Origin of the sequence: Exiguobacterium artemiae 255-15 (genome assembly GCF_000019905.1) — a bacterium.
Classification (GTDB): domain Bacteria; phylum Bacillota; class Bacilli; order Exiguobacteriales; family Exiguobacteriaceae; genus Exiguobacterium_A; species Exiguobacterium_A artemiae.
This window is the reverse complement of the sequence record NC_010556.1, coordinates 1,096,564-1,118,744: the sequence shown is the minus strand read 5'-3', so window position 1 is coordinate 1,118,744 and position 22,181 is coordinate 1,096,564. Positions and strand designations below refer to the sequence as shown.

The 22,181-nt window shown below is 49.5% G+C and carries 20 protein-coding genes and 1 other annotated feature; of the genes, 4 read left to right on the top strand and 16 right to left on the bottom strand.

What is annotated here, in order from left to right; all coding sequences use genetic code 11:
* Positions 1 to 4: 4 nt before the first annotated feature.
* Positions 5 to 1,015: an LLM class flavin-dependent oxidoreductase gene (locus EXIG_RS05650; protein WP_012369968.1), complete on the bottom strand. Its 1,011-nt coding sequence runs from the start codon at positions 1,013 to 1,015 to the stop codon at positions 5 to 7.
* 167 nt (positions 1,016 to 1,182) lie between these two features.
* Here EXIG_RS05650 and EXIG_RS05645 point away from each other — a divergent pair, with 167 nt between their 5' ends.
* The 3 genes from EXIG_RS05645 (at position 1,183) to EXIG_RS05635 (ending at position 3,052) form a co-directional block, all read left to right on the top strand.
* Positions 1,183 to 1,668, top strand: coding sequence for a pyridoxamine 5'-phosphate oxidase family protein (locus EXIG_RS05645; RefSeq protein ID WP_012369967.1), 486 nt, complete (start codon positions 1,183 to 1,185; stop codon positions 1,666 to 1,668).
* A gap of 128 nt (positions 1,669 to 1,796) precedes the next feature.
* The gene (locus EXIG_RS05640; RefSeq protein ID WP_012369966.1) at positions 1,797 to 2,768 is read left to right on the top strand and encodes a cation diffusion facilitator family transporter; all 972 of its coding nucleotides are present in this window, start codon (positions 1,797 to 1,799) and stop codon (positions 2,766 to 2,768) included.
* Positions 2,765 to 3,052, top strand: a complete 288-nt coding sequence (locus EXIG_RS05635) for an MGMT family protein (protein WP_012369965.1) — start codon at positions 2,765 to 2,767, stop codon at positions 3,050 to 3,052. The genes EXIG_RS05640 and EXIG_RS05635 overlap by 4 nt, the downstream gene beginning before the upstream one ends.
* 42 nt (positions 3,053 to 3,094) lie before the next feature.
* Here EXIG_RS05635 and EXIG_RS05630 read toward each other — a convergent pair whose 3' ends face one another.
* The 9 genes from EXIG_RS05630 to EXIG_RS05590 form a co-directional block, all read right to left on the bottom strand.
* A complete protein-coding gene (locus EXIG_RS05630) occupies positions 3,095 to 3,607 on the bottom strand; it encodes a pyrophosphohydrolase domain-containing protein (protein WP_012369964.1) in 513 nt (170 codons plus the stop codon).
* A 79-nt stretch (positions 3,608 to 3,686) separates the two neighbouring features.
* A complete protein-coding gene (locus tag EXIG_RS05625; protein ID WP_012369963.1) occupies positions 3,687 to 5,333 on the bottom strand; it encodes an aromatic amino acid hydroxylase in 1,647 nt (548 codons plus the stop codon).
* 59 nt (positions 5,334 to 5,392) lie between these two features.
* Positions 5,393 to 5,596: a binding site (T-box leader), on the bottom strand.
* Positions 5,597 to 5,659: 63 nt separating this feature from the next.
* The gene (locus tag EXIG_RS05620) at positions 5,660 to 6,805 is read right to left on the bottom strand and encodes an FUSC family protein (RefSeq protein WP_012369962.1); all 1,146 of its coding nucleotides are present in this window, start codon (positions 6,803 to 6,805) and stop codon (positions 5,660 to 5,662) included.
* Between the two features lie 117 nt (positions 6,806 to 6,922).
* Entirely contained in the window at positions 6,923 to 8,857 is a 1,935-nt protein-coding gene (locus EXIG_RS05615) for a PTS fructose transporter subunit IIABC (protein ID WP_012369961.1), read from the bottom strand.
* Positions 8,858 to 8,873: 16 nt separating this feature from the next.
* Complete coding sequence (gene pfkB, locus EXIG_RS05610; protein WP_012369960.1) at positions 8,874 to 9,794, bottom strand: 1-phosphofructokinase; 921 nt, start codon at positions 9,792 to 9,794, stop codon at positions 8,874 to 8,876.
* Positions 9,791 to 10,537: a DeoR/GlpR family DNA-binding transcription regulator gene (locus tag EXIG_RS05605; RefSeq protein WP_012369959.1), complete on the bottom strand. Its 747-nt coding sequence runs from the start codon at positions 10,535 to 10,537 to the stop codon at positions 9,791 to 9,793. Before EXIG_RS05605 ends, pfkB begins: the two co-directional genes overlap by 4 nt.
* Before the next feature lie 225 nt (positions 10,538 to 10,762).
* A complete protein-coding gene (locus EXIG_RS05600) occupies positions 10,763 to 11,596 on the bottom strand; it encodes a fumarylacetoacetate hydrolase family protein (RefSeq protein WP_012369958.1) in 834 nt (277 codons plus the stop codon).
* Positions 11,597 to 11,695: 99 nt separating this feature from the next.
* Positions 11,696 to 13,141 carry a SulP family inorganic anion transporter gene (locus EXIG_RS05595; protein ID WP_012369957.1) on the bottom strand — a complete coding sequence of 482 codons (1,446 nt, stop codon included), beginning with the start codon at positions 13,139 to 13,141 and terminating at the stop codon, positions 11,696 to 11,698.
* A gap of 75 nt (positions 13,142 to 13,216) precedes the next feature.
* On the bottom strand, positions 13,217 to 14,125 hold the full coding sequence (locus tag EXIG_RS05590; RefSeq protein ID WP_012369956.1) for a TetR/AcrR family transcriptional regulator: 909 nt from the start codon (positions 14,123 to 14,125) through the stop codon (positions 13,217 to 13,219).
* Between the two features lie 164 nt (positions 14,126 to 14,289).
* Between EXIG_RS05590 and EXIG_RS05585 the strand changes: the two genes are divergently transcribed.
* Entirely contained in the window at positions 14,290 to 15,765 is a 1,476-nt protein-coding gene (locus EXIG_RS05585) for a DHA2 family efflux MFS transporter permease subunit (protein ID WP_012369955.1), read from the top strand.
* 53 nt (positions 15,766 to 15,818) lie between these two features.
* Here the strand turns inward: EXIG_RS05585 and nrdG are convergent, their stop codons facing one another.
* The 6 genes from nrdG to EXIG_RS05555 all read right to left on the bottom strand — a co-directional run bounded on the left by nrdG (position 15,819) and on the right by EXIG_RS05555 (position 22,144).
* Positions 15,819 to 16,277 carry an anaerobic ribonucleoside-triphosphate reductase activating protein gene (nrdG, locus tag EXIG_RS05580; RefSeq protein ID WP_012369954.1) on the bottom strand — a complete coding sequence of 153 codons (459 nt, stop codon included), beginning with the start codon at positions 16,275 to 16,277 and terminating at the stop codon, positions 15,819 to 15,821.
* Positions 16,252 to 18,090 carry an anaerobic ribonucleoside triphosphate reductase gene (locus EXIG_RS05575; protein WP_012369953.1) on the bottom strand — a complete coding sequence of 613 codons (1,839 nt, stop codon included), beginning with the start codon at positions 18,088 to 18,090 and terminating at the stop codon, positions 16,252 to 16,254. Before EXIG_RS05575 ends, nrdG begins: the two co-directional genes overlap by 26 nt.
* A gap of 269 nt (positions 18,091 to 18,359) precedes the next feature.
* A complete protein-coding gene (locus EXIG_RS05570) occupies positions 18,360 to 20,399 on the bottom strand; it encodes an ATP-binding protein (protein WP_012369952.1) in 2,040 nt (679 codons plus the stop codon).
* A 108-nt stretch (positions 20,400 to 20,507) separates the two neighbouring features.
* Entirely contained in the window at positions 20,508 to 21,038 is a 531-nt protein-coding gene (locus EXIG_RS05565) for an AAA family ATPase (protein WP_012369951.1), read from the bottom strand.
* A 43-nt stretch (positions 21,039 to 21,081) separates the two neighbouring features.
* Entirely contained in the window at positions 21,082 to 21,762 is a 681-nt protein-coding gene (locus EXIG_RS05560; RefSeq protein ID WP_041261537.1) for an LrgB family protein, read from the bottom strand.
* Positions 21,755 to 22,144 carry a CidA/LrgA family protein gene (locus EXIG_RS05555; protein WP_012369949.1) on the bottom strand — a complete coding sequence of 130 codons (390 nt, stop codon included), beginning with the start codon at positions 22,142 to 22,144 and terminating at the stop codon, positions 21,755 to 21,757. Before EXIG_RS05555 ends, EXIG_RS05560 begins: the two co-directional genes overlap by 8 nt.
* Positions 22,145 to 22,181 lie beyond the last annotated feature (37 nt).

The following is a 22,181-nucleotide window of genomic DNA, read 5'->3' as shown; positions in this document are numbered from 1 at the left end:
AGACTTAAACCGTTGCTTTGACTGCATCCATAATCAGACGGAGTGATTGTTGTTTCGCATCCTTGTCGGCAATCATCGAAGCAATCATCACTTCATCTGTTCCATATGAATCGGCGAGGTTTTGCAACTGACGCGCGACGTCTTCCGGATTTCCGACAATCATCCGTTTCCGGTTTTCGGCGATCCGGAACTGATCTTGGAACGAGTACTGGTAAGCCGCCGCTTCTTCCGGAGTCGGCGTGCCTGTTGACGAGACACCTTTCTCAAGCAGGAGCAATGACAAATCAAGACTCGAAGCCAATCGTTCCGCTTCTTCCGTTGTCTCGGCACATGTCACGAAAATCGAGACGAGTGTCTGCGGCGTCTCATTAAACGACGTCGCCATGAAGTTATGACGGTAATAATCCATCACTTCTTGACCACCCTGTCCGTTGATGAAGTGGGCAAACGCGAAACCAAATCCGCGCTGCGCCGCATTCAAGGCACTGCCGCCGCTTGACCCGAGCAACCAGGCTTCCGGTGTCGTATCGACTTCCGGTGTCGCAACAAGTCCTGCAAACCGGTGATCAGCCGGGGCCCCGTCTTTTAAATAATCGACGAGATCATCGAGTTGTGCGCCGTAATCGGCTCCGCCGAATCGTGTGGACGATCCTTCCTGAAGGGCGCGGGTTGCGAGCGGCATGCCACCCGGTGCCCGACCGAGACCTAAATCGATCCGGTTTGGTGCAAGTCCCTCGAGGACACGGAAGTTCTCCGCGACTTTATACGGACTGTAATGCGGTAACATGACGCCTCCTGAACCGAGACGGATCTGTTTCGTAACGGCTGCCATGTAAGCAATCAAGACTTCCGGACTTGATCCGGCAAGTGTTTTCGCAAAATGGTGTTCTGATACCCATAACCGTGTATATCCGAGTTCATCAGCAATCTTCGCAAGGTCTACCGTTTCCTGTAAAGCTTCTGACGGGGTCTGTCCTTTTGAGACCGGCGATTGGTCTAAAATACTTAATTTCATCTATAATCTCTCCCTATGGTGTTGACTTCATGTCTAAACTGTACGCCTGTCCAATAACCGAATGCAATTAAACTGCCTGTTTACCGGATGGCGACGTTTTCAATTTGAAATTCAGGGAACATTCTTAAAGTAGCCGCAATTAAAACTTAGAGGATGAGGTGTTTTTCATGTCAACGAACCATACATCAAATCAAGAAGCCGTTGAAACGGTCAAAAAATTAATCGATAAAATCGAAACAGCGATGCTGACGACGATCTCAGATGAAGGTCTTGTCTCCCGTCCGATGCAAACTCAGGATATCGAGTTCGATGGCGATCTCTGGTTCCTTACATCAAAAGATACAGGCAAATATAATGAAATCCTTAAAAATCCGAACGTCAACGTCGCCTATGTCGACAAATCGTACGTCTCGATCCGCGGGAAAGCTGAATTCGTCGAAGACGTAGCCCGTAAAAAAGAATTATGGAGCCCACGTTATGAAGCGTACCTCGGAACGACGTATGAAGATCCGAAAGTCGTCCTGATCAAGGTCAATACGGAAGGCGCAGAATACTGGGAAACTGGAAACACGACGAAATCCGTCAAACAGCTGTTGAAAAAAGCCGTCGGTAACGACGACTCGAATGAAATCAACAAAAAAGTAGATTTATAATAAGCTTTTTTGGACCGAATCGCCTTGTAGCGATTTGGTCTTTTTTTGTTTGAATTGGTTTTAAGCAAGCCATCTGGTGTAACATACTACTATTAGTAATCAAGTTTATTAGCTAAAGGAGACGCATCATGGGAGAATTCATTACATTATTAAAACGCGGTAACCGCTCCGCCTTGACCGCCGGAATCGTTAACTCGATCATTGCCGTCATCAAAGCGGTCGCTTACGTCTTAACAGGAAACGTTGCCATGTTCGCCGAGATGATGCACACGTTCGGCGATGCCGCCAACCAGTTTTTCGTCTTCATCGGTTCCGCCCTCAGTAAGAAGGCGCCGACGAAACGGTTCCCGAACGGATTTGGCCGTCTCGTCAACCTTGTGTTGCTCGGTGCGATTTTATTCGTTGGCATCATGGCCTACGAAACGATTCATGAAGGGATTGCCCACATCATCCAACCGAACGAATCAACCGGTTTCTGGATCACTCTGTCCGTCTTATTCGTCGGTGTCGTCCTCGAAAGTGGTGTCTTTTATAAAGCGATGCAGGAAATCGCACATGATGCCCGTATCACGACAAAAGGTCCGAAATTGATTCTCGACAGTTTCCGTGCCTTAAAGCATGCAAAACCGGCGACACGCCTTGTCTTTCTCGAGGATTTGGTCGCAACGGCCGGCGGACTTGTCGCAATGATCGCCGTCATCATCTCGCATCTGACACCGTTTCATCAGGCGGAAGGCATTGCCTCGATCATCATCGGACTGATGATGTTTTATGTCGTCGGCAACGTCTTTTTACAAAATGCAGCCGGCGCCCTCGGAGAAGCCGACGAAACGATGGCAGCACGGCTCGGCGGGCTTATCATGCAAGATGCCGATGTCCGGGACATCAGCAAACTTGAAGTCATCAAGGAAGGCGATCATTTCCATGTCGAAGTCGAGATTGAAGTCGATCCGGCGTTGACGATTGCCCAGGCCGATGACATCAAAGACCGGCTCGAACTGAAAATCCGGCTTCAACAGGGAATCACTGATGTCACGATTGGATTTGACGAAGATGACAAGATTCAACAATACATCGTCTCGACCAACGAAACCCCTTGATTCCGTTCACACAAGAAGTCGTTGACGTCATTCGTTCAATTCCGGCAGGACGTGTCATGACGTACGGTCAAGTGGCCCGGCTTGCCGGAAATCCTAGGGCCGCCCGGCAAGTCGCCTGGATTCTTCACAGCCTGAGCCGGACGGAACAGTTGCCCTGGTACCGTGTCTTGAATGCGAAAGGTGAGATTTCACTCGACGGTGATGAACAGCAATTGGCACTCGAGGCGGAAGGCATCGTCTTTGAACGTCCCGGGAAGTTGTCGTTGTCCCGTTATCAGGTCTGAACAAAAAGGAAGTAAACCGCATGTGCGGCTTACTTCCTTTTTTCATGCTTTTTCTTTCATTTGGCGCACTACTTCTGCTTCGAGTTGCGGCTCCGGCGGCAACCAGCCGTCCGGCTTCATGACCTTCTGATCCGATTCCCGGAAAATCGGTTGGCCGTCCGGACCGAGTTTCGCCATGTTGGCCTGTTGGACGATTTCGAACAACGGCCCCGGCTCAAGACCGGCTTCAACAAAACTGCCCATGATGAAGTACAGGGCATCCGTCAAGGCATCGCCTTGACCGACGAGCCGTTCGACTTCCGTCACCGGATAGGTTTCCTTCAGTGATTTTTTAACGGCCTGATCGAGTCCTGCCTTAAACGTCTCGATGGCAGCTAAAAACTCCGTTTCGTTTTGCGACGACTGATGCAGGAACTCGACGACTGCTTCTTCTGCTGTCCAGGTCGCCCGTTTGACACCGCGGTCGAGCGGAATCGCTGTCGGTTGATCCGCCCCCGGATGATGGAACGTCTGATGGAATTGTTTGACGTCCTGATAGTAGTTCGGTTGTTTCATATCGGTCACTCCCCTGTTCCGTTTCACTTTCACACGGTTTCCATTCTAACAGGTTTCAAGGGATTTCTCGACCGTCCGCTTACCGGACGAGATCCAGCAGACGCATACCGCGTGTAATCAGTTCTTCCCGTTCGACCGACGTCTGCTTCAGACGGTCGAGATCAGCCATTAGTCGCGGCTGGTCGACTTCATCCGCCAGTTCCAGTAATTCAAGACGCAACAACCAGGCATCCGGTAATTGAGTCAACGTCCGGTCAATCAGTTGCGGCAACAGTTGACGGTCGGTCCGTCCTTCCCGCATTTCCCGAATGGCTTCAAAAATCGGGTCGGCTGCTGTCAACGGACGTTCGATCCGTTCGAATTCGACTGTCTCCGGAATTGGTTTTAACGCTTCGACTTCTGTTCCCGGGAAAGCCGACGTGATGTCTCCGACGACTAACTCCATCCGGTCCATTGCCGTCGTTTGACCGTCGTTCGTCAATTGAGCTTCTTCCAGGACGACGAGTGCCCGGTGACCGTTGACGTTTTGAATCGCTGAAATTTGTCCCGTGAGGTGAACTGTACCTTCTGTCCAGTCAAGTTGCTCCCCGACCTTGACCTGGAGCAGGACTTCATTCAGCTCCGGTCCGTGAAGAAGTGTAAAACCTTCCGGATGATCGGCAAGCCCTTGTCCTGTCATAACTTCACCTTTCGCAGCGAGTGCCGTTGGACCGGTCAGCTTGACGATGTGTAGGGTTTCATGGATTTCCTGTGTTGCCGGTACACCGACGAGCGAGACGCCGCTGTCAAAGACAAGCGTCGAAAGGTTGCCTGACTCGACGGCTTTCGTCAATCCGTGGATACCGCCGCGGACGTATGACATCGTCTGCGCGAACTCCTCCAGGGCTTCCCGGAGCTGTTCGAATGATTCGCAGACAAACAGTTCTTTTTGCATGCTCGTGACGTCATGTTTCGTCGCCAGTGCTTTCGCAAGTGAAAACGGATGTTTGACGACCGCGTCTGTCAGACAGTGACGGCTTTCACCGACGGACGAAAGAAGACCGGCTCCGTAGATTTGCGGATTGTCGAGATCACCGATGAGACCAAACTCAACCGTCCACCAGAACAGACGTGAAATTTCATTCGCTTCCGAGATTCCCGTCACATGGGTCCGGGTTTCAGCAAGGGCAATTTCCGCCTGCTCGATGTCAGCCGGTGTCGAAAACGGACTTTCTTTGACAATCGTCAATTTTTTCAACGCTTTGAAGACGTCGTGCTCCGCTTTATGGTTAAAGGCATGGGCACCAATCTCACCGAACCGGCGAACGAATTCCGCGTACGTCGGATTCATCAGGATTGGTGCATGTCCCGCTGCTTCGTGCAAGATGTCCGGTGCCGGTGTGTAGAGAATATTGTCGACCTTTCGGATATCCGTTGCGATCGGTAACAAACCGTGTCCTTGGAAGTCAAAGAATGCGACACCCGGTATCAGGCCGTCAACGGCAACTGTTCCCCAGCCGCCCCGGCTCAAATTGGCCGTCATCTCCCGGACATCCGGAATCCGTTCCGGACTAATACCGGACGCAGCGAGTCCTTCGAGGTATGCCGGATGGGCCGTGTCTTGTAACGTCTTTAAATTCAGTCGCATGACGTAACGCCAGACCGCGTGATCCGTCGGCGTGTAATCGTCGTAGTGCTGTGGTGCGACGTGTGGTTGTAAGTGACTTGGAATGATTGGTGTAGACATATGAATTCCCCCTTGAAAGTAGATGAACAACAAAAAGTCCCTGCCGAACAAAGATGTTCGACAGGGACGACAAAAGGCCGCGGTACCACCCTGATAATCTACGTAGACATAGATCGCTTCATTACGGGATAACGGTTTTCTCCGCTTGCGTGGCAAGAGACTCGGAAACTGTAATTCGATTCAATCTGTGTACACGTTCGCAGCGCCACGTGCTCTCTGAAACAGGGAGATTGTTTCTACTTCGGTTTCGTCTTTGTCCATATCTTTCATTCTGTTATGCTGTTATGCTGTTAGCAACTAAAGTGTTGTTAAGGAGGACTATACGCTTACTTTTGGCTCTCGTCAATCGCTTTTTTTCGTTTAAATCGGTTAAAGGTTTTGTCCCGGACTGATTTTTGTTCGATCGACAGCGATGTGACATGGCGACGAAGCGCTCCGTTCAGCCGTTTTTCAAACAATTCCAGTTCCTGAATCCACTCGTTCATCGCGACGACGATTGGCAGGATTTCCATGATGATTTCCTCTTCTAGTTCGTCCCGGTCGAGGAACGAGTGTTTGACGAAGGCGATGTTTTCTTTGACGAGATCTTCCATCGCCAGCGGTTCTTCCGTCAATAACAGGTCGTACGTCAACAAGACTTTTTCCTGCCGCTGAGCGATATGCATCAGGTGATAAAACAACTCGCTCCGCAACTCATCAGCAATTGAATTCAACGCCTTCTCCCGCTCCCGGAACCGTTCTGCCGTCGCAACACCCCGTTCGAGACACGACTGCATATGTTGCAGAATGATCAGGTTCCGCAGTAACGAGACATGCCGCTGCCGGGATCCGCGAATTTCTTCGCGGTGTAAGTTGAACAGCGTCTTCGTCTCGAGCATCAAGCGGCCCATTTTGTCGATTGCTGACCGGTACGGCGTGACTTTCCCTTCAAAGGCAATCGCCCGGGTCACGACGAGTAATTTTTCGAACAGTTTCGAAGCTTTTTGATAATAGACATTTCCGTAACGCGGCGGGAAAATCAACGCGTTGACACCAAGTGCACACCCGATTCCGAGCATGACGAGTAAGTAACGGATCAGGACGATTTGCCACAACGGATCCGTCGCCCCTTCAACACTTTCCAGGATGACGATGATCATCAAGACGACGTGGGGAATCGTCCGGCCGAAACCAAATGCTAGTAAAATTGAGATGGCGGCCATGATGACGATTCCGATTGCCAGTGGATTAGCCGGGTTGTCACCTAGAATCCATAACGAGACAAGCGTCAGGAAGGCTCCGATCAGGTTAGCTTCCGCTTCCTCGAGGAATTGTTTCCATGTCTGATAAACGGACGGTAATAACGTTGTCGCTGCCGAAATCGCAGGTAGGATCGGGCTCAGATTAAACAGGTTGCTGATAATCAGCGCCAAAATGACCGCAAGTCCGGTCTTGATGGTACGTGGTCCGATTTGTAAAGACTGACCGCCCATATACAAACCTCCTTTTATAGTGGGGATACGCCCCCTATTCTTGCTCTAATACCCGAAAAAGGCAATTAAAAAATCACTCCAAGTCGCCTTGGAGTGATTTTATCGAATAATTTTTTCTTATGAAGCTTTTGTTCCCGTGCCAGAAGTCATTTCTTTTTTCGCAACTTCTTGATCGACGAGCGGTTTTTTCAAGATCGAGAGGATGGCAGCTCCGACAAGTGCTCCGATTAAGATCGCACCAGCGTAGCTAAGAACGGCCATTAATGTGCCTGATGGTCCGTCAAGTAATGGGAAGACGAACACACCGCCGTGTGGTGCCGGAAGCAACACACCGAAGACGATTGTCAATGCACCGGCGATTGCTGAACCGATGACGCTTGACGGGATGACACGAAGTGGATCGGCTGCTGCGAATGGAATCGCACCTTCTGTGACGAATGAAGCACCCATTGCGTAAGCAGCGATACCGGCTTCGCGTTCTTGCGGTGTAAATTTCTTACGTGCGAACAATGTAGACGAGAATGCGACGAGAAGTGGTGGAACCATACCACCCGCCATGACGGCTGCCATGACTTCCGTGTTTCCTGCTGTTAAAGCGGCTGTTCCGAAGACATAAGCCGTTTTGTTGATTGGACCACCCATATCGATCGCCATCATTGCTGCGACGAGCATACCGAGCAGGATCGCGTTACCGCCACTGAGACCGTTGAGTGAATCTGTCAACCATGTCATGAAAGCAGCGATCGGTTCGTTGATGACAAGCAACATGATCATACCTGTGATGAATGAACCGAACAGCGGGTAAAGCAAGACTGGTTTGATCCCTTCAAGAGCTTTCGGAAGACCTTGTAAGACTTTGATCAGTAAGAGAACGACATAACCGGCAAGGAAACCGGCAATCAATCCGCCGAGGAATCCAGCGTTCCCTTGGCTTGCGAGGAACCCGGCAATCAAACCTGGTGCGAGACCCGGTTTATCGGCAATCGACATCGCGATGAATCCGGCAAGAATCGGAATTAAGAGACCAAAGGCTGCTTTACCAATCGACATCAATTGAGCGGCAAATTCGTTATATGACGGATCTTCCGGATTCGCTGAGTTGATGCCCCAGAAGAAGCTGATTGCGATTAAGAGTCCGCCGGCAACAACGAGTGGCAACATGGCGGAAACCCCGCTCATCAGGTGTTTGTAGAAGCCGCCGCGGGCCGGTTTCGAGCTGTCGCTTGATCCACTGCCTTTATACACCGGTGCATCCTGTTTAACGGCACGGTCAATCAGTTCTTTTGGTTTACGGATTCCTTGAGCGACCGGAACTTCGACAACGTGTTTCCCGTTGAAACGATCCATCTCGACGGCTTTATCCGCAGCGACGATGATTGCTGTCGCTTCTTGAATATCTTGACTTGTCAGACCGTTTTTCACGCCGGTCGAACCGTTTGTCTCGACTTTGATGCGGACACCCATTTCTTCCGCTTTTTGACGGAGGGCATCTGCTGCCATATACGTATGGGCAATACCGGTCGGACATGCTGTGACGGCAAGAATATATGGTGCGTCCTGTGCGACACTTGACGACGAGACGTCGACCGGACCTTCTTCTTCCCGTTCTTTTGCTTCGATCGCAGCGATGACTTCATCTTCCGAACGAGCGGAAAGAATCGTATCACGGAACTTCATGTCCATCAAGTAGACAGACAGTTTTGATAATGTTTCAAGGTGCGCGTTGTCGGCATTTTCGCCGGCAGCAATCATGAAGAACAAGCGGCTTGGTTGTCCGTCAAGTGCTTCGTAATCGATTCCTGTCGAACGTCCAAAAGCGATGGCCGGTGATTTAACGGCTGCCGTCTTCGCATGCGGAATCGCGATTCCTTCACCGAGTCCGGTCGTACTTTGTGCTTCCCGGGCCAGGATGGCTTCGCGGTAAGCCGAGCGGTCATTTAATTTTCCGGCACGATTGAGTACATCGACGAGTTCATCGATGACAGCTGCTTTATTCGACGAACGTAAATCGAGTTGGATCGTATCACGTGTTAACAGATCTGTAATTTTCATGAGTTTGTCACTCCTTTTAGGATTGAATGAGTTCAACGACTTGGACATCGGTCAGTAAACGGTCAATATCTTCTTTTGTACATAATCCAAACGAGTAAGCGGACGCACTGCCTGTCGTGACTGCGTACCGGAACGCTTCTTCCGGCGGCCGTCCGAGCGCGTAACTGGCGACGAATCCTGCGACGAGTGAATCTCCGGCACCGACTGAGTTGATCAGCTTACCGGCTGGTGTGTTCGCCGTGTAGGCCCCCTGCTTGTTGACGAGTAACGCTCCGTCACCCGCAAAAGAGATGATGACATTTTCCGCGCCGCGTTCAACAAGTTGTTGCGCATACGGGACAGCCATTTCTTTTGACGTGATATCGACATCAAAAATTTCACCGAGTTCATGATGGTTCGGCTTGATCATGAACGGACCGAGCGGTAAAACTTCAAGCATCGCTTCCTTCGTCGTATCGACGGCGAATTTGACGCCTCGTTCCGTCAGGACTTGTGCAATCTTCCGATACAAATCCTGCGGCAGACTGCTTGGAATGCTGCCGGCGAAGACGACGATGTCACCCGGCTGCATCGTTTCGAACGCAGCCAGTAACGCCTGTAATTCTTCATCCTTGATTTGAGGACCTGCCGCATTAAGTTCCGATTCCTGATCGGCACGGATCTTAACGTTGATCCGCGTTTCATCGGCAATCGGTGTGAATGCGGTCAGGACACCTTGTTTTTCCAGTTCGTTACGAATGAATTGCCCCGTACTGCCACCTAAAAATCCAAGAGCTTCCGTCTCGACGTCGTAGTTTCTTAAGACGAGTGAGACATTGATTCCTTTTCCACCTGCTACTTTTTCCGCTTGTTCCACACGATTGACTTGTCCGGCCTCAAATACCGGCAACGTGACGTAATAATCGATTGATGGGTTGAGTGTCAGTGTATAAATCATTTCGCGTTCACCACCTCTGTATATTGACTGTATTTCGCTTCCTGTTCACTGGATGTCATCGTGATAATCGTTGCCGCCCGCAGTGACGCGACCCGGCTGAAACTGATGTCATCCAGTTTCGTCTCATCGACTAATACATAAGACTTTTTCGCTAACTCAATCGCGGTCTTCTTAACGAGTGCCTCTTCCGGATCTGGTGTCGTGAAACCTTGAGTCGGATGAACACCGTTCATCCCAAGGAAAGCGACATCAAAATGGTAAATCAACATTCCTTCACGCGCATTGTAACCAACAAGTGCTTGGGTCGAATGCTTGAGTTGCCCTCCGACGACGAACGTCGGGATACGGTGATAGAGTAACGTGTTCGCTAGAGGAAGACTGTTCGTCACGACTGTAATCGCCTTTTGTTCGAGATAAGGGACGATGGCTAGCGTCGTCGTTCCTGCATCGAGATACACGTACATTCCGTCTTCGATCAGGTCGGCCGCTGCTTTCGCGATCCGGTCCTTCTCTTCCACGAAACGGTCACTTTTCTCGAAATAACTCGGTTCATCAATCTGCATATGGTTGGCGGTTGCCCCACCGTGAACCCGCCGTAGGTGACCAGCCGATTCAAGTTGTGATAAGTCGCGGCGAATCGTTGATTCACTGGCTCCCGTCTGATCAACAATGGTTTGCATTTTGACGACTTCTTCCCGGGCGAGCAGCTCGAGAATCAGTTGATGGCGTTTTTTCGTTAACATGAGTTTCCCTCCACATCCTTAATATAAAGCGTTTACATCCAAAAATCAATCAAAAACATTCATTTTTTTATGTTTTCCGTTAAAAAACCTTCAAAATACGACTTTATTCGACAATAACATCCTGTTATACGTCTATTATACATCAAAAACGGTCATACCATGACCGTTTACGTAAAAAAACCGCTCATTCTCTGAGCGGTTTTAAACAAGACGGTCATTGATTATTCATTTATAGGCTTTGACGTGATTTTGCAGATGACCGATTCCTTCAATCGAAATATCTACGACATCCCCATCCTGAAGATACGTCGGCGGCTTCATCCCGTGTCCGACGCCGGCCGGTGTTCCTGTTGCGATGATATCCCCTGCTTCAAGGGTCATCCCGCGGGAAACTTCTGTTAAAATCGTCACGACATCCCGGAGCATCAGCTTCGTCGAACCCGATTGACGCAGTTGACCGTTGACGCGCGTCTCAACCAATACATCCGTCGGATCAAAGCTGTCTTCCGTCACAATGACCGGACCGAACGGGCAAAACCCGTCGAGTGATTTGCCGCGGAAGAACTGGACATGCTCTTTTTGCAAATCCCGTGCCGTCACATCATTGACGATACTGTAGCCGAAGACATGATCCAGTGCATTTTCCGGCGTCAGGTCACGACCGGACGTCCCGATGATGATTGCGAGCTCACCTTCGTAGTCGAGTTGCTGTGTCAGATCAGCATGCCGTTCGATTGCTTCAAACGGACCGACGATGGAACTCGGTGCTTTCGTAAATAAAACGAATTTCCCGGCACCTGCCGTATCCATCTCCTTGATGTGATCGGCATAGTTCTTCCCGACACAAATCACATTACGAGGCGGTATGTACGGTGCGAGTAACCGGATCTCATCGTTCAGCCGCGGTGCGACATCCAAATCAAGATCCATCTCGAAGCCCCGTGCGATGACTTCAAGCAACGAATCCGTATAGACCTGCGTTGTCACGTCATACCGGTAACCTGCTTCCTCGACCCCAATCCGTGACTCTCCTTCTTGCTCAAACCGAAACCATTTCATGACTATTCCCCCTTTTTTTCCAGTATACCGAAAAGTTTCTCCAACCGTCTGCTTTCACGAAAAAAGAACCGCCCGAAATACGTCTCGGACGGTTCTTCTTCAGGCAATGCGACGGGCTAAACGGTCGACAAGTGCCTGTGATTCTTCATTTAATGAAACCAAATCGACTGACACACCGGCCGCCTGATATTTCAAGACAACCGTTTCAATCGCTTCCGTCGCCGAATCATCAAACAAGTGGGCTTGTGTGAAATCAAGCGTAATCCGTTCGAAATCGCTGTCTGCTGGCACATCGAATTGTTCGACGAACGCTGTCGTCGACGCAAAGAAAATCGGGCCGTTGATCCGGTAGACGACGTTTTTCCCTTCGGCATGTCGTTTCACATCAATCCGTGAAATCTTCGATGCGAACAGAATCGCAGCAAGCAGAATCCCGACCAGTACGCCCATTGACAAATCATGTGTCAGGACGGTCACGAGGACCGTTGCCAGCATGACGGCAGAATCACTTTTCGGAGAATTTTTCAGCATTTTGAAAGATCCCCAGTCAAATGTCGCGTACGACACAAAGAACATGACACCGACGAGGGCGCCCATCGGAATCGTCATCAATAAATCGTTCATCGTCACCATCAAAAGCATCAGAAACGCTCCGGCTGTGAAAGTCGACAAGCGACCGCGACCGCCGGATGTGACATTGATGACCGATTGACCGATCATCGCACAGCCCGGCATACCGCCAAAGAATCCGGCCACGATGTTGGCGATTCCTTGTCCACGGGATTCGATTGCTTTATTCGATGTCGTATTCGTCATCTCATCGACAATCCGCGCCGTCAACAACGACTCGATCAGACCGACGAACGCAAGCGACAACGCATACGGGAAAATGATTTGCAGTGTTTCCAGTGAAAACGGGACATTTGGCAGGAAGAAGTTCGGCAGCGAAGCTGAAATCTGACCCATGTCGCCGATGACACGTGTATCGAGCGAAAAGGCGACCGTCAGGATGGTCATGATTGTAATCGCGACGAGTGGTGCCGGGATGACTTTCGTAAACCGCGGGAAGATCAGGATGATCGCAAGGGACGCCGCGACCATCGCGTACATGATCCAGTTCTGTCCTTCAAACTGCGGCAGCTGCGCCGAAAAAATCAAGATGGCCAAGGCATTGACGAACCCGACCATGACGGCCCGGGGAATAAAACGTAATAATTTCGCGACGCCGGCAAGACCTAAAATAATCTGGAAGATCCCTGCGAGGATACCGGCCGCCAGTAAATAATCGACGCCATGATCTTTAACGAGCTGGACCACGACAAGCGCCATCGCTCCGGTTGCTGCCGAGATCATCCCCGGGCGGCCGCCGGCAATCGAGATGATGATGGCAATGATGACGGACGCATATAAGCCGACCATCGGATTGACTCCGGCGATTAAGGAAAAGGCAATCGCTTCCGGAACCAGTGCCAAGGCAACGACGATACCGGATAACAAATCTGCTTTCGGTTGCAGAACCCATTCTTTTCTCCATTGTGAAAACATCTAATTCCTCATTTCATGTGTTTAACATACATCGTTTTATAGTAAGAGGTTTTGCCTGAAACAACAAGTCCTTCTTTACTGAAGACGCGTCCGGATCCGGACGATTTCATCGACCATCTCCTGATAACGGACCATGATTTCCTGACCGGTGAAGATCGGATCTTCCGCCAACGTTTCGAGTGCCCGCTTCAACAGATGGATTTTCGGTTTTTTCCGTTCCAATAATTCTTCGTAAATGAAATCAAGCACCTCGTCATGGGCTTCTTTTGATTCCTCTGAAATGACGGACAGTGTGATCAATTGCTTCATATGAGCATTCGTCTTCTCGAATAAATCTTTCCGGATGACGACCTCATCTTGCGGACGGTCGAGCCAGACCGACAGGAAGCGTGGCGGAATCAATTGTTCTTCCGTCCGGCTGACATCTTCGACGAGATGCGTCAACCGGTTGAAGACATAGCGGACGACCCGCTCCGGTTGCGTATTCCGTTCCGATTGCCGGAAGAAGTACATCGCATATTGCAGCATGCCGGTATAAATGACTGCTAAATCGAGCAGATACGGTGTTTTCGCTTCTCCGAACAAATCGCGCAACCGGTGATAGGTCCATTCGATTTCGAGCAGCCGGTTATTTTCCATGAACGCTTTTAATTCTTTTTCATTCGAAGCAATCGCTTCTTCAAACAACGTATACAGTTTGTACTTCTGCATCAGTTCGAGGTAGCAGTTCCCTTGCTGAATGAATGTCTCGTAATCCGAGACGTCGCGTCCGACCAGGATTTCTTTTCGGGCGTTACGCATCTTTTCGAAGACGGTGTTGAAGACATCAATGAACAGTTCGTTTTTCGACGAAAAATAATTATAGAATGTTCCTTTGGAGACGACACTTTGATCTAAAATGTCCTGGATCGAGGTTGACTGGTATCCTTTTTCGACGAACAGTTGGTAGGCAGCATCAAGGAGCTGTTTCTTTTTCGGGTTCATGTCATTATCCTTTTCTTTAAATGATCTGTTTTTCAAAAATCATCTATATACTTTAGTGTATAAAGCAAATAATTTGTAATGTTTTTCTTCAGACGGTAAGATAGCTAAGTCGTAGAATCAGTGTATAACAAAATAGACTTACTGTACAAAAGGAGCATAACGAAATGCAATCAACGAAGCAATCATCTCGTCTTTATTTAATCTTAGCGGTCTTGATGGCCGGCGCCTTCGTCGCCGTCCTGAACTCGACGCTGTTAAATATCGCTTTACCATCGATCATGAAATCATTCAACATTGAAGCCAGTACGGCGCAATGGCTGACAACCGGCTATATGCTGGTCAACGGAATCATGATTCCGACGTCGGCTTTTCTCGTTCAAAAGTTTTCGACGCGCCAGTTGTTCTTGACGGCAATGGGATTGTTCTCGATCGGCACAATTGTCGCCGGTCAAGCCGATCTGTTTCCGGTCCTGCTCGGCTCGCGGATGTTACAGGCATCCGGTTCCGCCATCATGATGCCGCTGTTAATGAACGTTTTGTTAAACGGCTTCCCGATCGAAAAACGCGGACAAGCCATGGGGATTTTCGGTCTAGTCATCACGTTCGCACCCGCCATCGGTCCGACATTATCCGGTTGGGTGCTTGAACATTATGAATGGCGGATGCTGTTCCATATCGTTACACCGATTTCTCTTCTCGTTCTGGTCATCGGATTTTTCTTATTAAAGAAAGAAGTCGTTACAAGCACACTCCGTCTCGAAAAACTTTCACTTGTCCTCTCGAGTTTCGGATTCGGTGGATTACTGTACGGTTTCAGTTCAGCCGGTTCAGCTGGTTGGGATTCTTTCACAGTCATCGGTGCGCTTGCCATCGGTGTCATCAGTCTCGCCTCGTTCATTATACGCCAATTCCGGCTTGATGAACCGATGCTTGAGTTCCGGATCTTTAAATATCCGATGTTTGCTTTATCGCAGGCGATTTCAATGGTCTTGAACATGTCGATGTTCTCCGCCATGATCCTGATGCCGATCTACGTCCAGACGATCCGCGGTATTTCACCGTTCCATTCCGGTCTCTTGATGTTGCCAGGTGCACTCGTCATGGCATTCATGTCACCAATCACCGGTCGTCTGTTTGACCGCTTTGGTGCCCGGGTCCTTGCCATGATCGGTCTGTCTTTGACCGTCTTGACAACTTTCTTCTTCAGTCGTCTGACGGCGGATACGGCGTATTCGTTCCTCGTCATCATGTACACGTTACGCTTCCTCGGTATCTCGATGGTCATGATGCCGGTTATGACAAACGGATTGAATCATATCCCGCAACATTTGACACCACACGGAACGGCGCTCAACAATACGTTGTCGCAAGTATCCGGTGCGATTGGTTCAGGACTGCTCGTTACGGTCATGACATCACGGACCGCTGACTATGCCAAAGAACTGACAGCAAATGCAACGCCCGGGACGAATCCGCAAACGATCATCACGCAATCGATGGTCGAAGGCATCAATGATACGTTCTTCATCGCCACGTTGCTCGCCTTACTGGCTTTAGGATTATCGTTCTTCATTAAGAAACGGAAAGTCGAGCAAGACGTCGTTCACATTGATGAAGCACGTGAAAAGAAATATGCTTAAACCTCAAACAGGTCGTTTCTTCTCATGTCTAGTGAGAGGAAACGACCTGTTTTTTATTCGAGAATGAGTTGAAGCTGTTCCCGATTGAAAATCCGTTGATTGGTACTGCCGCGAATGGCTAAAGAGTGATCGTGAAGTCTCTGGATATACCGACCATCAATTAAACAGTCCACCTGTGACAGGATTTGTCGGGCCTGTGTATCATCAAGCAACTGTTCGAGCCGATAACCGGTAAACAGATAGATGTCATAGCCGGTCAATGCGTGGACCAGTTCGGATAACGCCTGCTGTTGCAAAAATGGTTCTCCGCCGGAAATCGTCACCCGGTACGAACCCATCTGTTGAATCTGTTCAATGACTTGCTCCACGCTACAGTCCTCTCCGCCTTCAACCGCCCAGGAATCCGGATTATGGCACCCGGGACAATGGTGGGGGCAACCGGCAAAAAAGACGACCGTTCGCAGACCCGGACCGTCGACGACAGAATCAGCGAGAATCTGAAGCAGCCGCATGTTTCACCCGGTCCTGTTCTTCCGCCCGCTTGGCAGGATTCCATCGGTCCATCGTTCCGACCAGATAACCGGTAATCCGGCGAATCCGTTCAATCTCTTCCCCGCCGCACACCGGACATGCCTGTTCCATTGTCTGTTCCGTCCGGCACGTCAAACATCGGTCAATCGGATGATTAATCGAACCGTACCCGATGCCCGATTCCGCCATCAGCCGGACGATATCTTCGATGGCTTCCGGATTTTCAGCGAGTGCCCCGTCCGTCTCGACATACGTGATGTGTCCGCCGTTACATAAGGCATGAAACGGTGCTTCGAGCCGGATTTTTTCCCGGATGGTCACGTTCGTCCCGACCGGCAGATGAAACGAGTTCGTATAATACGGCTTATCGGTCACACGTTCAATGACACCGAATTGTTCTTTATCTGCAACCGTGAATTTACCGGATAATCCTTCTGCCGGTGTCGCCAGGACGGAAAAATTCAGACCGGTTTTCTCCCCGTACTGATCGGCGATCGTCCGTATCAATCGAATCAAGGCTTGACCGATTCCGTGAGCAAGTTCCGATTCCCCGTGATGTTGCCCCGTCAGGACAATTAAGGCTTCCGCCAAACCGATGAACCCGACAGACAACGTTCCTTGCCGTAAGACGGGTTCGACCCGGTCGGATCCAGCAAGCGTCTCTCCGCCGCGCCAGATATGCCGGTACAAAAAAGTAAACTCATCGGCCGTCCGATTGGCTTGATAGTGATAACGTTCCAACAATTGTTCACAAATCAAAGTCGTGTACGTGGTAACGGCTTCAAACATCCGGTCCAGACTTTGTGTCATCAAAGCGAGACGGACGAGATTCAGACTCGTAAATGACAGATTTCCCCGTCCGACGACAGAAGCTCGACCTTGCCGGTTTTCAAGCACACGTGTCCGGCACCCCATGTAGGCTACTTCTTCGTCCGGTGTACCAGTCGATTGGTTAAACGGCGCATCGAGAAAGGCAAAGTTCGGAAACAGACGTTTCCCGGTCACTTCCGTCGCCAGTTGAAACAGGTCATAGTTCGGGTCTTCCGACTGAAAATTGACTCCTGTTTTAACCTTAAAAATCTGGATCGGAAAAATCGGCGTCTCCCCTTTTCCAAGTCCTGCCCGAGTGGCTTCAAGCAATGCCCGAATCAACAGCCGGCCGAACGTTGAGGTATCTGTTCCGTAATTGATGGAAATGAACGGCACTTGGCCGCCACCGCGTGAATGCATCGAATTCGTATTATGAATAAACGCTTCACATGCTTGATAGGTCAGCTCATACGTTTCCGACATCGCATAGGCCCGCTTGCGTCGATTTGACCATTTCGGAACCAGTTCCCGGATTTTCTTCAGTTGCCGCTGAAAGGTTTTTTCGACAAACGGGGCCAGATCAAAATCGAACATCGGATAGGATTGCCCGCCGTGTTGCATATTCTGATTCGCCTGCATGATAATGGCGGCGAGTGCTAACGCCGACCGGATATCCTGTGCCGGACGGATCGATCCGTGGGTCATTGTAAAACCGTCCGTTAACAATCGTCCGAGCGGCAGTTGGACACAGGTCGTCGTCCCGGTCACGTAATAGTCGGCATCATGGATGTAGATGATGTTTTCAGCAAGCGCCTGTTTCGCTTCTGCTGATAACAACATGTCCTGCATCATCTGTTTTGCAGTGACAGCTGCAAGGCGGTTCAGCTTGCCGAGCGGCGATTTTCCGTCGACATTGGCATTTTCCTGCATCTCATCCGTTGACGGATGCTCCACGATTTGTTCGTATAGTGTCTGTACGTCCATCTTCATCTCTCCCTAAATTCGTGTGGTTTCTGTCTGTATCCCCACTATAGCGAGAGCTTTCCGAGACCGGCAATCCCTGCATATCTCAAATGATTTGCAAGGAAAACGGGTGTTTCGTCACGAAATGTTTTCAGAAAATCGTATGGAATTTGCTCTCATCCACTTTTCTTCTATCCTCTCCCGGTATGAGAAACCTCACTGTTCACGAAAAAACAGGACAGGATACACGGATGATTCTTTTCCGCACTTCCTGCCCTGTCCTATTTGATTTAATTCATTTCAATCAATGTATCGGAGACACTTGGTAACAATACCTTAAACACGGTACCTTCCCCTAAAATCGATTCGACATCAATATTGCCGTCATGTGCCCGGACAATTTCTTTACAAATCGAGAGACCTAAGCCCGTTCCACCGATTTTACGGCTGTCGGAATTGTCGACCCGGTAAAATTTGCTGAACAGATGCGGCATCGCACTGCTTGGAATCCCTAATCCAAAGTCACGGACACTTAACTCAATCTGATTGTGGTGATGCGTCAGCGAGATGACAACATCGCCGCCGTCCGGTGAATATTTGATTGCATTATGAAGTAAATTACCGAGCAGTTGTTTCATGCTGTTTTTATCCGCATGAATCAAAAACTCATGATTTTCATCGACATCCAGCTGCAGACGATGTTGTTCGGTTGACGCCTGATAAAAACGTGTCTGTTCCCGGACCGTATCAATCAGATCAAACACTTCTTTATCGTAGGAATGTTTCCCGGACTCCATCCGTTGAACATTTAAGAAATCGCTGACAAGATCCGTCAATCGTTTCGATTCATCATGAATCGTCTGCAGGTAGCGTTTGTTCCGTTCCGGATCCAGTTTGCGTTTGAGCATCAGTTCCGTGAACCCGTAAATGGAAGAAAGCGGTGTCCGCAGTTCGTGCGAGACGGTCGAGACAAGTTCCGACTTCATCCGGTCGACTTCCGTTTCCGCCGTCACGTCCCGGAATACAAGAATCGTTCCTTTTGCCTGTTCACTGAGCATGATTTCTTCCGCATAGACCTGAATGAAATATTCCCCTTGGTCAATCGATAACGAAAACATCCCCTCCGGAATCTGACCAGATAAGACTTCTTCAAAATATGCTTCAAATGCCTCTTTTTGATCGACCTGTTCAAACATCGTCTCCGGCCGCACTTCGAGGAATGTCATCGAATCGTTGTCTTCTTCGATCTGTAACGATTCGAAGATATCAAATAACGCCTGATTCCCAAGAATCGTTTTTTCGTCATGTTTGATATAGAGGATGGCTTCCCGGACTGAATTCAGCAGTTGGGCTGTCTCTTTTCGTTCGTATTCCATTTGTTCATACAGTGACATCCGCATCAAGGAAATCGCAATCTGTTTCGAGAACGATTCCAGTTCATTCAATTCTTTTGTGTTGAAGGGTTGATCGAACCGTGCCAGATAGAGGCAGGCAATCAGTTCATCTTTCGCCTGATCCATGATGGGGATGACGGCTTCATAAATGTAGTATGGGAAACCAATCAAACTGTCATTGGCGACTTTTTTCGAAGAATTGGCACGTTCTTTCGAAATCATAACCCGTTTGAGCAGTAACGATTCGGTTTTTAGGCTCTCCTGCTGTTCTTCCGTCATTTCTTTTGGAACGACCGAGGAGATCTCGTTGTTTTTAATCAATAACAGGGCTCCAAACTCGGTTTTCGTCAAACGGACAATCGTACTGATGACCGAGGAATAATCAAACAAACTTTCCTTCGAAGCAAGTGTTTCAATCAGTTCATTACGGTCCTGCAGATGCAATTCGTTCGAACGTGTGACTTCGAGTGCCTGTTCCAGTTCCGTTTGTTTACTTTTAAGGGCTTCTTGATTCTGTTCCATCAACTGATTTTTTCGTGACAGCTCCGTGTGTTGCGAGGAGATTGAACGGGCCATCCGATAAAAGGATTCCGTCAGTTGCCCGACTTCGTTCTCCACCAGTACATCGTGTTCGAGCGAAATTGATTTTCCTTCCGCAAGTCGCTGACTTTTGATATTCAGTTCATGTAACTGCATCGTCAGCCGTCCAATCAACGGTCGGACGATGAATAATAAGCATAAAAGAAAAATCAATAAGTTCAAAAACCAGAACCACTGGGTTTGTTGCAGTTGAGCAAGTACTTGTTCCTTCGTCTGACCAGCCGAATTGTCGATATAAAGATAACTAGCGACAGATGTGAGTACACTCCAGACAAACACGCTGTAAAAAACGGCCATCAGCTGTCTCCCCAGTTTTTCAGTCATCCATTGTTTCATATTGCTAAAGCCTCCTACTAAAACTACAAAAATAAAGGTGTGATACGAAACAACAGTTCCGCATCACACCTTTATTTCCCTCAATCCTGCCGTTTCAATCCTGTGTCTTCAGCGCTGCGGCGGCAATAAGTGCAGATTACACCGTAATCCGACAGCGTCGACGATTTGCCGCTTCGACATACCGTCCGTTTCAATATGATGGGAGAAGAGCGGATCGGACAGTTCCCGCAACCGCTCTTCAGCCTGTTTCCCGCCCCAGGACTGTCCGCGTTCAAACCGGCTTCGCAACCGGCGTCTGACGGTTTTCGGACTCGCCATCAACGTCACGTGATGCACCTGATGTCCGGTTTTTCTTAAGGCACCGATGATTTCTTCAAAATACGTACTATTTGTTAACGTCATCGGTACGAGGATGACGGCAGATGCCTGATCCAGCTGTTCAAGCAGGAGCAGATTTAAGCGGCGCCAAAGCGGCGCATCTTGAAAATCATCAGGCTGGTCCGCTTGCGGAAGCTGTTGACGCAACAGTTGACCTGTCAATTCGGGATCAAACACATGTGATCCTTTGATCCGTTGCTGCAATCCTTGTGCAGCCGTTGTTTTACCGACACCAAACGTTCCATTGATCCAAATAATCATTGTCAGGGTTCACACCTTTATCTTTCCTCTGAAGGAGTTTCCTTTAATATACAATTTGAATAATCCATGGTGCAAGCACACTGGCAAGAACAGCCGTCAAAACCATCGTCAGCAGACCGACTGCGCCTTCGCGTTGATCAAGACTCATTGATTTCGTTGCCCCCATGACGTGAGCAATCGAGGCCAGTCCGACACCGCGTCCGACGAAGTGCCGGATTCGGAGCCCGGTCATCAACCGTGGCCCGACAATCGAACCGACAAGCCCGGTCACAAGCACGAACGTCGCTGTCAACGCCAGCGTCCCGCCGGACCGTTCCGAAATCGCCAAGGCAACGGGTAACGTAACCGATTTCGGCAATAATGCCAAGTTGGTCGCCCGGCCCAGATGCAGCAACAGACCAAGCAGCAGGTCGGATGTCAAGGCAATCAACGTTCCGATCCCGACACCAAGCGTAATCTCAGGTAAAAACTTCCGGACATGATGGCGGACCTGATATAACGGAATCGCAAAGGCCGTAATCGCCGGTCCGAGCATCCGTGATAAATATTGTCCGCCTGCCATATAGGCGGCATGTGTTGTGCCGCTGATCGATAAAATGACAATCACGGCCGCCGTTACGGTCAGAATCGGTAAAGTCCAGACGAACGGAAATGTCCGGTATAACCAAAACGCGCCGCCAAACAGCAATGTCGTCAACACCAGCCAAAACAGTGCTTCACTCATGGACATCAATCCCCTCTTTGCGTCGGGCCAATCGATCGACGAGGAACGCGGATCCCGTTAATGTCAACAGACTGCTGATGATTAAAATCACCAGGACTTGAAGACCGGATTGACGCATGAACACCGTGTAGTCCATAATGCCGGACAAAGCCGGAACAAAAAATAACGGCATGACGAGCAACAGCAACCGTCCTCCCCGCTCGACGTAATCAACTTTAAGCAGACGACTTTTTAATGCCAGATACAATAAGATCAATCCGATGATATTTCCCGGTAACGGTAACTGCAATCCTCTACTCACCATATCCCCGAGCATGGCGAAACCGGAGATGAGGATGATCTGCAGTAGAATCGTTACACTTAACAATAGTTTTGAACGCATTCTGATTTCCCCTTGTTTAACGTATTCGGGTCTTATT